The sequence below is a fragment of the Thalassospira sp. MCCC 1A02898 genome, assembly GCF_001618185.1.
Taxonomy (GTDB): Bacteria; Pseudomonadota; Alphaproteobacteria; order Rhodospirillales; family Thalassospiraceae; genus Thalassospira; species Thalassospira tepidiphila.
Genome location: NZ_LPXK01000003.1, coordinates 43,177 through 56,879, shown reverse-complemented (window position 1 = coordinate 56,879; position 13,703 = coordinate 43,177). Strand labels below are relative to the sequence as shown.

The 13,703-nt window shown below is 56.0% G+C and carries 13 protein-coding genes and 3 tRNA genes; 8 read left to right on the top strand and 8 right to left on the bottom strand.

Annotated elements, in window-relative coordinates; all coding sequences use genetic code 11:
• Positions 1-1,121 (bottom strand): malic enzyme-like NAD(P)-binding protein (locus tag AUQ41_RS04800; RefSeq protein WP_304440732.1); only part of this gene is annotated, 1,121 nt, incomplete at its 3' end.
• Between the two features lie 341 nt (positions 1,122-1,462).
• Positions 1,463-1,549 (bottom strand) — tRNA-Leu (locus tag AUQ41_RS04795).
• Between the two features lie 117 nt (positions 1,550-1,666).
• Between AUQ41_RS04795 and lipB the strand changes: the two genes are divergently transcribed.
• From lipB to AUQ41_RS04780, 3 genes are all read left to right on the top strand, one after another.
• Positions 1,667-2,317: a lipoyl(octanoyl) transferase LipB gene (gene lipB, locus AUQ41_RS04790; RefSeq protein ID WP_063087005.1), complete on the top strand. Its 651-nt coding sequence runs from the start codon at positions 1,667-1,669 to the stop codon at positions 2,315-2,317.
• A 20-nt stretch (positions 2,318-2,337) separates the two neighbouring features.
• On the top strand, positions 2,338-3,354 hold the full coding sequence (locus tag AUQ41_RS04785) for a diguanylate cyclase (protein ID WP_232308310.1): 1,017 nt from the start codon (positions 2,338-2,340) through the stop codon (positions 3,352-3,354).
• A 353-nt stretch (positions 3,355-3,707) separates the two neighbouring features.
• Positions 3,708-4,247: a hypothetical protein gene (locus AUQ41_RS04780; RefSeq protein ID WP_120225574.1), complete on the top strand. Its 540-nt coding sequence runs from the start codon at positions 3,708-3,710 to the stop codon at positions 4,245-4,247.
• Positions 4,248-4,545: 298 nt separating this feature from the next.
• Here the strand turns inward: AUQ41_RS04780 and AUQ41_RS04775 are convergent, their stop codons facing one another.
• Positions 4,546-4,818 (bottom strand): DUF4169 family protein, encoded by a 273-nt coding sequence (locus AUQ41_RS04775; RefSeq protein ID WP_083952925.1) that lies wholly within the window; start codon positions 4,816-4,818, stop codon positions 4,546-4,548.
• A 150-nt stretch (positions 4,819-4,968) separates the two neighbouring features.
• On the bottom strand, positions 4,969-6,090 hold the full coding sequence (locus AUQ41_RS04770; protein WP_063087004.1) for a hypothetical protein: 1,122 nt from the start codon (positions 6,088-6,090) through the stop codon (positions 4,969-4,971).
• 336 nt (positions 6,091-6,426) lie between these two features.
• Between AUQ41_RS04770 and AUQ41_RS04765 the strand changes: the two genes are divergently transcribed.
• Together AUQ41_RS04765 and AUQ41_RS04760 are read left to right on the top strand one after the other, a co-directional pair.
• Positions 6,427-6,503: transfer RNA gene (locus AUQ41_RS04765), tRNA-Arg, on the top strand.
• 54 nt (positions 6,504-6,557) lie between these two features.
• Positions 6,558-6,634, top strand: a tRNA-Arg gene (locus tag AUQ41_RS04760).
• 172 nt (positions 6,635-6,806) lie between these two features.
• On the opposite strand, the gene AUQ41_RS04755 is transcribed toward AUQ41_RS04760, so the two are convergent.
• The gene (locus tag AUQ41_RS04755; protein WP_008890059.1) at positions 6,807-7,295 is read right to left on the bottom strand and encodes a fasciclin domain-containing protein; all 489 of its coding nucleotides are present in this window, start codon (positions 7,293-7,295) and stop codon (positions 6,807-6,809) included.
• A 263-nt stretch (positions 7,296-7,558) separates the two neighbouring features.
• Between AUQ41_RS04755 and AUQ41_RS04750 the strand changes: the two genes are divergently transcribed.
• A complete protein-coding gene (locus tag AUQ41_RS04750; RefSeq protein ID WP_063087003.1) occupies positions 7,559-8,080 on the top strand; it encodes a glycine cleavage system protein R in 522 nt (173 codons plus the stop codon).
• Here AUQ41_RS04750 and AUQ41_RS04745 read toward each other — a convergent pair.
• Complete coding sequence (locus AUQ41_RS04745) at positions 8,077-9,237, bottom strand: diguanylate cyclase (protein ID WP_063087002.1); 1,161 nt, start codon at positions 9,235-9,237, stop codon at positions 8,077-8,079. The genes AUQ41_RS04750 and AUQ41_RS04745 overlap by 4 nt on opposite strands.
• 389 nt (positions 9,238-9,626) lie before the next feature.
• Between AUQ41_RS04745 and AUQ41_RS04740 the strand changes: the two genes are divergently transcribed.
• Positions 9,627-10,613 (top strand): CoA ester lyase, encoded by a 987-nt coding sequence (locus tag AUQ41_RS04740; protein WP_063087001.1) that lies wholly within the window; start codon positions 9,627-9,629, stop codon positions 10,611-10,613.
• A gap of 62 nt (positions 10,614-10,675) precedes the next feature.
• Here AUQ41_RS04740 and AUQ41_RS04735 read toward each other — a convergent pair whose 3' ends face one another.
• On the bottom strand, positions 10,676-11,515 hold the full coding sequence (locus AUQ41_RS04735; RefSeq protein WP_063087000.1) for an NAD(P)H-dependent oxidoreductase: 840 nt from the start codon (positions 11,513-11,515) through the stop codon (positions 10,676-10,678).
• A 97-nt stretch (positions 11,516-11,612) separates the two neighbouring features.
• Here AUQ41_RS04735 and AUQ41_RS04730 point away from each other — a divergent pair, with 97 nt between their 5' ends.
• Positions 11,613-12,527 carry a LysR family transcriptional regulator gene (locus AUQ41_RS04730; protein WP_063086999.1) on the top strand — a complete coding sequence of 305 codons (915 nt, stop codon included), beginning with the start codon at positions 11,613-11,615 and terminating at the stop codon, positions 12,525-12,527.
• A gap of 89 nt (positions 12,528-12,616) precedes the next feature.
• Here the strand turns inward: AUQ41_RS04730 and AUQ41_RS04725 are convergent, their stop codons facing one another.
• Positions 12,617-13,639 (bottom strand): zinc-binding alcohol dehydrogenase family protein, encoded by a 1,023-nt coding sequence (locus AUQ41_RS04725; RefSeq protein WP_063086998.1) that lies wholly within the window; start codon positions 13,637-13,639, stop codon positions 12,617-12,619.
• Positions 13,640-13,703 lie beyond the last annotated feature (64 nt).

Genomic DNA, 13,703 nt, shown 5'->3' with positions numbered 1-13,703 from the left:
ACCCCCCCCCCGCCATAGGCGGTTGCCACAACATCGGAAACCTCGGCAGTTGCCAGATCGGCGATGGCATGGACTGCGGCGATCTTCATTTCTTCGTTGATCTCGGTAGCGCCGACATCAAGCGCGCCACGGAACAGGAACGGGAAGCAAAGAACGTTATTCACCTGGTTCGGATAATCCGTACGACCGGTGGCCATAACCGCGTCCGGGCGGATTTCCTTGACCAGTTCCGGGGAAACTTCCGGTGTCGGGTTGGCCAGCGCCATGATGATCGGGCCTTCGCCCATCTTGCGAAGCTCATCCTCGCCCATCACGTTCGGCGCTGAAAGACCCAGGAAGATATCAGCGCCTTCGATCACATCGCTTAACGTACGGGCGTTGGTTTCAATCGCGTATTCGGCCTTCCACGGATCCATTTCCTCGGCCCGGCCCTTATAGACCACACCAAACCGGTCGGTGACCGTGATGTTGTGCTTGGGCAAACCCATGGAAACCAAAAGGTTCAGACACGCCAAGGCGGCTGCACCGGCACCTGATGTGACAAGGCGAACCTTGTTGATATCCTTGCCGGTCACACGCAGTCCATTGAGGACCGCGGCGGCAACACAGATTGCCGTACCGTGCTGGTCATCGTGGAAAATCGGAATGTTGCAGCGCTTGCGCAATGCCTCTTCGATGATGAAGCATTCCGGTGCCTTAATGTCTTCGAGGTTAACACCCCCGAAAGTCGGCTCCAGCGCTGCGACAATATCGATAAATTTCTGCGGGTCGGTTTCGTTCACTTCCAAATCGAAAACATCGATATTGGCGAACTTCTTGAACAGAACCGCCTTGCCTTCCATCACCGGCTTGGACGCCAGCGGGCCAATCGGACCAAGGCCAAGCACGGCCGTACCGTTCGAAATCACCCCGACCAGGTTGCCGCGCGCGGTGTAATCAGCTGCGGTATCGGGGTTTTTGACGATTTCCTCGCACGCAAACGCGACGCCCGGCGAATAGGCCAGGGCAAGGTCACGCTGGTTTGCAAGGGTGGTGGTTGCCGTTACGGACAATTTCCCCGGGGTGGGATACCGGTGATAGTCCAAAGCTGCTTCGCGCAGCTTGTCATTTCTATTTGCCATTATAATACCTTTGATTTCAGGTATTTACATAAATTAACCGTCAATCGGTTAAATCCTGATAATTCACTCTAGCGGGACCGGTAGACTAAATGAGTTTGGCCCGCGATTGAAGCACTCAGTTCATTCTTCGCCAAGGGGCTGCATTGCGTAATTTTCAACGCGGCACCGCACAATAAATCAATTGTTTATGCCGCAACCGCGTGATGACGCACACCAACCGATCCATTGCCGTATTCAAACCATTGTAGGGGATATATGGGGAAGGTCCACAAACGAAAAAACCCGCCATTGCTGACGGGTTCTTTTTCGTGACCTTCCCGATTGACCGGGAGGCCAGATAATGGTGCGGTCGAGAAGACTCGAACTTCCACGGGGGTTAGCCCACAGCGACCTCAACGCTGCGCGTCTACCAATTCCGCCACGACCGCATATGTTTTGCAGCAAAGCCCTTGAGGTAATTAAGTGGGCTTGCCTTGGTGCGGAAAGGGAGATAGCAAATTGGTATCCCCTGATCAAGGGCTCATTTCACTTATTTGACAGGAAAAATGCAAAGCAACGCCCCAACCGCGCAAATCCCCGAGTGGCGCACCACCCCGGAGTTGGTTTCCTACCCCGAAGCCCTTGCAGAAATGGAAGCCCGCGCAGAGGCCATTCATGCTGGCGAAGCCCATGAACTTGTTTGGTTTCTTGAACATCCGCCACTTTACACGGCCGGCACCAGTGCCCATGCCGAGGACCTTGTCGATCCGGATCGCTTTCCGGTCTATGACGCGGGCCGCGGCGGGCAATATACCTATCACGGGCCGGGTCAGCGCACGGTTTATCTGATGCTCGACCTTAAGAATCGCGGTCGCGATGTCCGGGTCTATGTTCATAACCTTGAAGAATGGGTGATTCGCACCCTGGCGTTGTTGGGCGTCAAAGGCGAACGGCGCGATGGCCGTGTTGGCATCTGGGTGGTGCGCGATGATGGCCGCGAAGACAAGATCGCCGCCATTGGCGTACGCGTGCGCCGCTGGGTGACGTTCCACGGTATTGCGATCAATGTCGCCCCGGACCTGACGCATTTCGGTGGAATCGTGCCGTGTGGCATCTCTGAACACGGTGTCACCAGCCTGAAAGATCTTGGCGTCGATATTCCTATGGCGGAACTTGATCGCCTGTTACAACAGACCTTTGGCGAAATCTTTTCGTAACACCAATCCGGGCCTTCCGAATGAGTGACAAGTCGCAACCGGCCAAGGCAGATACCCCGCCAGCTAAAGGCAGATCCAAGGGCCATAAAATGCCCGAAAGCATTGCCGATGGCGGGATGGCCGATGCCGAACGCGACATTCTTGCCGAACTTGAAAAGGCACTGGGTGAACATATCGCCCTTTTGCTGCGCTGGAACCGTAAGCTGGTTCTGGCGGATTCGGGGACGCCATCTGACACCGACGAAGACGATCATGATTGTGATTTCGGGGCGTGGTACGCGCTTAATCGCCATAACCGCCTGATTGACCAGCCCGCCATGCGCGCCCTGGCAACCACCCATCAGCAACTTCACGAGTCGGCAAAACGACTTTTGAGTGCACATGATGTCGATCACGAAGTCGATTCGGCCGAGTTCGACATGATGGCCCTGCGCGCAGAATCGTTCTTTGCCCAGCTCCGCCGCCTTGAACGTGCGTTTCGCACCGCGCGCTCAGATGTCGATCCTCTCACCGGCACCTATAACCGGCAGACCATGATGGGTGATCTTAATGCCGAACGCGAACGTGCGATCAGGACCGGGGTCCCGACCGCGATCGCGCTGGTCGACCTTGATCACTTTAAATCGGTTAACGATACCTATGGCCATCAGGCCGGTGATCTGGTTTTGCAATCAGTGGCGGGGATCCTGCAATCGCATGTGCGCCCGTTTGACAAGGTGTATCGCTATGGCGGTGAGGAATTCCTGGTCTGCCTGCCCAATGCCGACATGAAACAATGCGCCCGCGTTCTCGAACGCCTGCGTCGCGTGATCGAGGCATCGCCGGTCGCCATCTCGGACGAGACGATATTGCCAGTCACGGCCTCCATCGGTGCCGCCCCGATGACCAAGAACCGCACGACCGAGCAAATCATCGAAAAGGCCGACAAGGCCCTATATGCCGCCAAGGAAGGCGGTCGCAATCGCGTGCGCGTCTGGCGCAACCCGGATGGCAAGACCGCGTCCACGGCCACAAAACCCGGCAAGAACGCGACCTGAGGCGATCTGCGCCGATGCACCAAGGCCGAGAGTGCTGCTACCTGGCCCAAGCCACACCAAATCAGGAAAAATTTTCACCAAATTCTTCCGCAGCGCAGCAACGGCAATAGGCACCTGTTTTCAGATTGTTACGCCGTCAAAGTGTTTTTGTTCACTGCCAAGAACAAAAAATTCCGCATAAGCGAAATCTTGTCTTCACAAGTTGGCAACATATCTGCAAACTATAATAAGAAAAAGCAGCAGGGCTTTGCCTCCGCTCAAGACCAAGAGAGCAAGACCGAGAGAGCAAGGCCAAGAGATAATCGCTGCCGACTTGGGAGGGAATTCGTTTAGACCCGAACGGAGGCCCATGAATGTCCAGTTCTATGGATTTCGCGCCTGGCGACCCGACCTTGATGCTGACCGTACTGCGCAGCGCCGAGGCAAATCTTGATCGCAGCATGTTGCTGCGCCGTGTCCTGTCCCTTTTCTGTACCGACGATTATGGCAATCAGGTTGCCATCCAGGACGGCCCTGACTTGCAGCGCCGCATCGACAATGCCATCGCCAATCTTCAACTGGCCGGCTTGATCCGCATGACGGCGGGTGAAGAATTGTCGATCACCTCGCTTGGCACCGCCATGATGATGGCCTACCCGCTTGGCATCGATGATGGTGTGCTGTGTTCGTTGCCGGCATTTCGCAACAGCCTGTATGAAACCCATGCGCCGGTGGTTCAGGAACGCCATCTGCCGAATTCGGCCTATGGTTCCGGTTTCTCGGCCGGGATCGATGCCCACCGTCTGACCGAAAACCCCTATCCGTCTGACTGCCGTGATCATGAAGACTGGTTGATGGGATGGGATGAGGCCCTTGATCAGGCCAAACGCGAAGCGGAAACGCTGCTGAACTGATCCCCGTGATCCGTTCATATTGCGCCTGAAGACTTGCGACCGGCAGACGGAATGCAATTTCCGATGCCGCGATTTGAATACCCGGCACTGCCGGTGATGCCGAGCCACCTTGTGCAACGGCCGACACCTGCCCGTTTGATCCGCAACGATGGCAACACGCCATTGCCACTGCACATCACACGCGGGCAACGGTTCTCTGCCCCCTGATCACATCTCACTGACCAACAAAGCAACCCACGCGGTTTATCCGCATGGGATCGGCATCGGCATCTTCTTGTTCACTTGAATGATTGGGCCGCTATTTGACTTCGCTGTCGAACGGATCATCAGATGCGAAGATTGAAACCACGTTATTTTCGCTGACCTCGGAGGCTTGGTCTTCCTCACCACTGGTCGGCTTTTCACGCTTGTGCCCGTCATGCTGCTTTTCGGCGTTCTGGCGTTCGTGCTCGGTCACGGTACGTTCGCCACGCGTGCGCCCGTGCAGCAAGCGGTTCTGATCGGCCTTGCGCGCCTTTTCGTCGCGTTGCTTGCGTTTGCGTGCCTGACGCAGATTAACCAGATCGCCCATATCAGCCTTCTGTTTTCTGGCTTCTGTTTTTCCGGCTGACCGGATCAGGCGAAATAACCTGACCGGCATGACCCGAAATAAAAAACGGGTGCTTCGATCTCCCGAAGCACCCGCTAGCCGTTCTTAAAATCCGTTGGTGTCCGACAGGACTTAGCGCACGAAGACGTGCACCTCGTTTGCCGAGACAGATGCGCTGGTCGCATCGGAAGCACGCACGCGCGAGCTTGGCATGCCCATATCGGTCAGTGACCGAAGAACTGCCTGCGCGTTGCGCTTGGATTTATTGGCATTCAGCGCAACCTGCGCCGGGGTACCACGATTCGGTGTCACCGCAACCACATCAAAGCTTGCCTGCGGGCGACGTTCAAGAACGCGGTTCACCGCGTTATACAACGCCTGCTCGTACTTGACGCTCGCCGTATCAAAACGGATCACGACAAGCGGACGGTCGCTTGGTGCGGTTGCCATACGCTGACCGCTTGATGCCGGTGCAGCCTGCGACTGGAAGACACGTTTGGAAAGGGAATCCCCGAAGATCTCGCCATTCTTGACAGCCAGAGCCAGCGCATTGAGGTTCGCGCGTTCTGTGCTGACATAAGACGTCTGACGGGCAAGGCTTTCGCTGATTTCGTTCAGAAGACGATCAATCAGCACCGTGGTGCGGTTGGTTTCGTCTTCAAGCAGGGCCAGCTGACGGTGGTCTTCGTCAACAGCGCCTGAAACCTGATAGGCCGAACGAACCGACTCAAGCAGGAAGGTCGACAGCGTGCTGTCGGCAGCAACCTTGTTGGCCAGCGAGTTCAGCGCGGCAATGTCATCATTCACACGATCCAGTTCGGACTGTGCGGTGTTCCACTGCTGCACCAGAACCGGGTTGCCCGGCGTGGTGCCTACCTGCAGACGGGCACTGATCGCGGCAACCGTGCCGTGATAGGCCTGCGAGTGCGCGACGGTCTGTCCACGCAGCTGCTGCAGTTCGTTGCTATGATTGCTCAAAGCGGATTTGAGACGGTTCAGCTCCTGCTGCATGTTCTCGACCTTGGTACCAACAAAGGTTCCGGTCTGAGATACCCCAGTCAGCGGTTCCGTGCTTGCAGCAACGTCATAGCTGGTGATGGCATCGGCACCAACCGGCTGATTGGCAACGACGTTTTGCTGCGTCGTTTCCTCTTCACCGGCAAGTGTCGGCCACAGGGCCTCAGAAGAAAAAGAACATCCCCCCAGCATCAGGGCGGTGCCGATTACGGCGAGGTAGGTTTTACGAACGGCCATTTCGATCTATTACCTAAGTAGAAATATGCGAATCTCCCTGGGCCTGCCTTTTTATCTAGGTGAAACAAGCCCCTGCTCCCCCGGGATTGAAAGCATCTTAGTCTACGACCACTTATGGAACAAGACGCATTTGCCCCTTTTTTGCCGAGTCTTGTCCTTATTCACTTCAAAGCGAACAAAGCCGGGCAAAACAGGGGCGTAGCAGTCAGGTAAACCGCGCCTTCGGAAAAAATGGCAAAAATTCAAATTTACTGCTTGCAATGGCATGCTCGTTTGCATAAGTTCCGCTCCGCCGACGGGGAGCAGCCCTTTGCAAACCGCCGGAAATTAAGGCAAGCGCCCGTAGCTCAGCTGGATAGAGCATCTGACTACGAATCAGAAGGCCGGAGGTTCGAATCCTTCCGGGCGCGCCAGTGAAAGGCTCGACGTCACCGCGTCGGGCCTTTACCATTTATACAAGCGTAAAAGCGCCCGTAGCTCAGCTGGATAGAGCATCTGACTACGAATCAGAAGGCCGGAGGTTCGAATCCTTCCGGGCGCGCCAGTCAAAGGCCCGACGTTACTGCGTCGGGCCTTTGTTCTTTCGCCCACCTGCTTTGCGCTTGCTTGTTCCGGCGTACAATCTGCAAACAAGCCCCAGCAGAAAAAAAGCCCGGCACACATTTGCACCGGGCTTCGTATCTTATATCGGGTATTTTATGTCGATGTGTGCGGGCTTACATGCCCGGCATGATCACGGTGTCGATCACGTGAATAACACCGTTGTCAGCCTCGATATCGGCATTGACCACAGTGGCTTCATCGACCATGACACCATTCATGGCATTCACATCAATGCTGTCACCCTGGACACTGGCAACCATCATTTCCTTGCCTGCGATGTCACCCGACATCACTTTGCCCGGCACCACATGATAGGTCAGGATGGAAACAAGCTTGTCCTTGTTCTCCGGCTTAAGAAGGTCTTCAACGGTGCCTGCCGGCAGTTTGGCAAAGGCTTCGTCGGTCGGTGCAAAGACCGTAAACGGACCTTCGCCTTTAAGCGTATCGACAAGTCCGGCCGCCTGCACGGCCGCTACAAGCGTGTTGAACGAACCGGCGGCAACGGCGGTATCAACGATGTCAGCTGCTTTGGCGGACATTGCACCAAAGGTCAGGCTGGCAGCGGTCGCAACGGCAATGAGAGACGATTTGATCGCAGACATGGTCCTATCTCCTGTTAACCAACGTGGAATTTCAACGTCGAATTGTTGCTGTCACAGGAAGGCATACGGCCCATCATCGCGTATCAGTTCAATCATATGATTGTGATAACAAAGGCGCATCCAATCACCTTTGCACAACGTATTACACCCTTGGCGCGTAGCCATCCGGTCGACAAAATCACTGCATCTTGTATCGCTGCGGTGTTATGGTCAGCTGATCACAAGGGCAAAGCCCGATAAGGGACCTAGGACGGAGCGCACCAATGAATGCCAACACCCGGATCACCATTTCCTGCGATGACCGCGTCGGTTTGATTTCCGATATCACCGGACGACTGTTTGATATCGGCACAAACCTTGGCCCAACCTCCTTTTCGCTCGACGGCGATGTCGCGAAGTTTGAAACCAGTTGCGAACTTCCCGACGAATGCCCGATATCCGAATGCGAGGCTGTGCTGCGCGGACTGTCCCTTGGCAATGCCGACATCATGGTCGAAGCCATTGCCGCCGCCCCGGAAATGACAACCGCGCCGGGTGCGACCCATCTGATCGAATGTTCGGGGATTGATCAGCCGGGCCTGATCGCACGCCTGTCGGAAATCTTTATCGAATATAACGCCAACATCGTCCGTCTGGGGGCATCGGCAACCGATGAAAAGGATGCGCGGATTTATACCCTGCGCTTTGCCGTCGCCATTCCGCCGGAACGCGCCGCCAACTGTCTGGCGACCCTCGCCAACACGGCGGGCTCGATGCGTCTTGTCTTCAAATTTGACGAACTTTAAATCACCACGCGATTACGGCCGGATTGCTTAGCCTGATAAAGCTTCTGGTCCGCACTTTTAAGGACCGCCCACGGGTCGGTGGTGTCTTCATCGCGTTCGCACACACCAACTGAAATGGTGACGGAAACGGATTTTGATTTTTCCGGCGGAGTGATCTTGTTCTCTGCAATCCGTTTGCGAAGCGCATCAAGCGGCTCTGCTGCCCGCTCGGCACTGCGTCCGGCAAACAGCACGGCAAATTCTTCGCCGCCATAACGGTATGCCTTGCCACCTCCGCCGACGCGCGCAAGCTCCCGCGCGACCTTTTTCAAAACGATATCGCCAACATCATGGCCATAGGTGTCGTTGAACTTCTTGAAGTGATCAACATCAAGCATCGCGATCGCATATTGATTGCCAAGTTCCGCCATCGCATGACCAAGGGCACGCCGCCCCGGCAATCCGGTCAGATCATCAACGAATGCCATCCGCCAGGCTTCCTGCGCAAGCCCCGCCAGAACCACGCCGGTTGCTGCCAGATATCCATATTGAATAATGCCGGTGCCCATCACCGTTGCCACATCAATGGCGATGATCGCGGCCGCAAAGCTGGTTTCAAGCGGCTTGTGCCGAATCAGAAGCAAGATCACCGAGATGACGGATATGATCATCGCCGGATGGGGCATTGCGCCCAAAATACCGGTACTGACAAAAAAGCGCGTATCAAGCACGCGATGCAGGGCTGACCCGACATCGGGTTGGCCGGCCAGCATCAGCATGACAAAGATCTGCAATCCCAGAACCAGCATCCGGGCAATGCCCCGCGGGTTCAAAACGCCGCGTTCGGCCGTAAAGCCCAGCAAAAGCAGATTGATCGGGATCAGATAAAGTGTCGCGACCCGCAAGAACGCCAGCCCCTCGGCCGAAATGCCGGCCCCGTTACCCACCAAAAGCCAGTAGCAAACCAGCAGCAGCAACATGACAAAAACCGCGCGCCCGCGGTTAAACCACCAGCCAATCGCCCCGCCCAGCACGGCAAGCAAGAACGGCCCATATCGCACCAATCCGGAAAGCTCGGCTGGCACCAGTGTCGGTGAAACGGCCAGCACCAGGCACGCACCCAGAATGAGCGCAGGTGCCAGTCCGGCAGAAACAACAATGGAATAAGCGCGACGCATGGGGCGTTCGATACTACCTGCTGATGGGGTCTAAGGGCCCGCAACCGATGGCGTTCCCGGTATCGCCGGTAATCTAACGACAGTCCGGTTAAGGGGCTATTGCTTTATCCGGCTTATCTCGAGTTTTTCTGATTTACGGGTCGCGTGCGCCAAAAGCACTAGAGACATAAGTGTTTTAAAACTTGCCAGCATTCGCATCCGCACCCTAAATTACCCACAGGTTTACTGCGACGCACAATGATCGCAGGCCACATAACTGTCACGGCGGCCACGGTACGATCCCGAAAACGGGACGCAAGAATACGCCACATGCTTCGCGCGATGATCAATTGATGATCCATCGCCTGCGACGCACTGATTGAAATGACAGGTTCTGGAGAAACGTTACCATGAGCTTCACCACACCGACCCCGGCCCCGGCACGCCTGAACCGGTCCGAACTTGCCGTTCCCGGCAGCCGGATCGAACTGTTTGAAAAGGCCGCAAAATCCAAGGCCGATGCCATTTTCCTTGATCTGGAAGACGCCGTTGCGCCCAGTGACAAGGAACAGGCGCGCAAAAACATCATCGAGGCCATCAACGATATCGACTGGGGCGACAAGGTCCTGTCGGTGCGCATCAACGGTCTTGATACCCATTATATGTATCGTGACGTCGTCGATGTTCTCGAACAGGCCGGTGACCGGCTTGACCTGATCATGATCCCGAAGGTCGGAACCGCTGCCGACGTCTATGCCCTTGATATGATGGCAACCCAGATCGAAACGGCCAAGGGCCGCAAAAAGCGCATCGGGTTCGAGCTGATCATTGAAACCGCGCTTGGCATGCAAAACATCCATAAAATTGCCGCGGGCTCCCCGCGCAATGAAAGTCTGCATTTCGGTGTCGCCGATTACGCCGCCTCGACCAAGGCGATGACAACCGGCATTGGCGGCCCGAACCCGCATTATGGCGTTCTGACCGACAAGGATGGCGATAATCCGCGCGATTATCACTGGGGTGACATGTGGCATTACGCCATTGCCCGCATGGTGGTTGCGGCCCGCGCCAATGGCCTGCGCCCGATTGATGGTCCGTTTGGGGATTTCTCCGATCCGGACGGCTATCGCGCGCAAGCCGCACGCGCCATGGTTCTGGGCTGCGAAGGTAAATGGGCGATCCACCCAAGCCAGATCACCCTCGCCAACGAGGTCTATTCACCTTCTGATGCCGAAGTCACCAAGGCAAAACGCATCCTCGAAGCGATGGAAAAGGCCCAGTCCGAAGGGGCCGGTGCCGTCGCCCTTGATGGTCGCCTGATTGACATCGCATCCATCAAACAGGCCGAGGTCATGGTCCGGCAGGCCGAAGCCATCGCCGCACGCGATGCGGGTTAACCGCCTCATATACAGATCACATCAAAAGGGCCGGAATTTTCCCCGGCCCTTTTCACTATTATCTAGGATGCCAGTCGGCGTGATTGCCTGACCTGCCCGTGCAGGACTTCCTGGGGATCGCCTTCACGCACCAGATGCATGTTGATGCCATCCGACCCACCACCGAGTTCCGGTTTCAGGCGCTGCTTGCCATCATAGTGGCCACCATTTTGGGTGCGGTACGGGATTGGATCATCGGTGAACAGACCGGCAAGGCGTTGCTTGAACGCGGTCTCGATTTCTGCCCAGCCGTCCTCATCCATGCGATCGGTGCTGTAAACCGGGAATGGCGGCATAACGTCCATACCGGGATAGAAAAGCGCACCATGCTGGATCGGCCACAACACATCATCGATGCTGCCATTAACGCCTCGGTCACTGTAATGCGGCAAATGTCCGCCAATCGGCACAATCAGCATCGCGCGGCGTCCAGCAAGGGTGCCCTCGCCATAGCGATCGCCCCAGTGCGTCTCACTATGTTCGCCCACACCATAGGCAAAGCCATAGGCAAACACCCGATCAAACCAGCCTTTCAAGATGGCGGGCATGCCAAACCACCACATCGGAAAGCTGAACAACACTGCATCCGCCCACAGAAGCTTATCCTGTTCGGCGGCGATATCCGCCGTCTGAAAGCCGGATGCATAGGCATTTTTGGACTCTGCCACATAGATCAGCCGATCAGGATTGCGACGTTCGGTGAAATCGTGCGCATCAGCCAGCGGCTTCCATCCCATGGCATAAAGATCAGAAACCTGCACGGCATGGCCGTCAGCACGCAGCGTTTCAACCGCAACATCCTTTAATGCGCTGGTCAGGGATGCGGGTTCGGGATGGGCATGGACAATCAAGACATTCGACATTGGGCCGTCCTTTCCAAAGGGGATCACGTTCGATGCGTGATCATGGCCTGATGTTCTGCTATCTTTGAAATTCAATAACTTTTGATCTGGTATAAATATGACAGATATCAGCAAGCTTGATCTGAACCTGCTGGTGACACTCGACACGCTGCTGGCCGAACGCAATGTCACGCATGCTGCAAGGCGCCTGAACCTAAGTCAGCCGGCGATTTCAACCCGGCTGACCCGCCTGCGTGATTTGCTGGGCGATCCGTTATTGCTGCCCGCACAGCGCGGCATGATCCCCACCGAACGGGCACTTGAACTGCAAGAACCGCTGCATCAGGCACTGGAAGCTGTTCGCCGGGTCGTTGCGGAAAACAGTCCGTTTGATCCATCAACAATCACCGCCACCATCGCCATTGCCGCCAGTGACTATGTGCAATACGCGATCCTGATGCCGCTTCTTGAAGTTTTGCGGCGTGATGCGCCGGGGATCAAGGTCGCCTGGCGCACGATCAACACGTCCATGCTTGATACCCAGATGGCGCGCGGTGATGTCAGCCTTGCACTTTCAACGCCTGAAACCGCGCCAGAAACGCTTCGGATGCGCAAAATCTATCGCGAGGAATATGTCGCAATCGCCAGATGCGATCATCCGGCAATCAACGAGCCACTTGATCTTGATAGCTTTTGCGCACTTGACCATGTCGTGGTGTCCCCCGAAGGCGGCGGCTTTAAGGGGCCAGCGGATGATGCCCTTGCGGCACTTGCACGCAAACGCAATGTGGCCCTGTCTGCACCGGGCTTTCTTGTTGTCCCCGAAATCGTCGCACGCAGCGATATGATCGCCCTTGTGCCCAGGCGGGTTGCCCGCGGTCGCACCGGTCAGATCCAGATATTTGATCCCCCGATGCCAGTTACCGGTTTTGACATGGCGCTGATCTGGCATGACCGCACCACCACCCATCCCCTGTATCGCTGGCTCCGGGATCAGATCACAGCATTGATCGCAGATGCCTCCGCCGACTAGGGCCTGAACCCACAATAAAAAAGGCCGACCCGCGACATTCACGCGGATCGGCCCGTAATTCTGATGCCTGTTATCTCAAGGCACTTCGATCAGTCGGCAATACCGTCAAAGATGATCTTGCCAATGCCCTTGCCACTTTCAAGCAACGCATGCGCTTTCTGCAGGCTTTCCGGCGACAGCGCGCCAAAGCTCTCATTCGCCGTATTGGTAATGGTACCCTCATCAACCAACTGGGCCACCGTCGTCAGAAGCTTGTGCTGTTCAATCATGTCCGCCGTCTGGAACATCGAACGGGTAAACATGAACTCGTAGGAAAAGCTCGCCGACTTGGCTTTCAGAAGATCCACATTGTGATTTTCCTGTGCCTCGGTGATCGTCACGATCCGGCCCTGCGGCGCGATAACAGTCGCCATCACATCAAAATACTGATCGGTTTCCGACGTGCAGAAAATGTAATCAACATTGGCAACATCAATCGCAGCCAGTTCTTCATCCAGCGGATTACGATGGTTGATCACCTGATCCGCGCCAAGCTTTTTGACCCACGCAATGGTTTCCGGGCGCGATGCGGTCGTGATGACTTTCAGACCGGCAAGCTTGGCCAACTGAATGGCAATTGATCCAACGCCACCAGCCCCGCCAATGATCAGGATCGTTTTGTTTGCATTGGCGTCAACCGCCTTGCGATCAATCATAAGGCGATCAAACATCGCTTCCCAGGCGGTAATCGTCGTCAATGGCAGGGCTGCGGCGGCGGCGAAATCAAGTGACTTCGGCTTGGGCGCGACAATGCGTTCATCAACAAGTTGCAACTGGGCATTGGAACCCGAACGGGTCACATCCCCGGCATACCAGACTTCATCGCCCGGACGGAACAGGGTGACGTCTTCGCCAACAGCCTCGACCACACCGGCTGCATCCCAACCAAGCACCTTGAAGGCACCGTCATCCTGCTTGCCCTTGCGGACTTTGAAATCGACCGGGTTCACCGCAACGCCCTTTACCCGCACAAGGATATCGCGACCCTCGGCAACCGGAGCATCGGTTTCGATCTGGGTGAACAGGCCGTCGGTTTCGACCGGGGCAGATTTATAAATACCAATGGCTTTCATCTTTGGCATTTCCTTCCATCAAAGGTTTGATTTGTGAATGGCCAAGTTTTAACGCATAATCCTC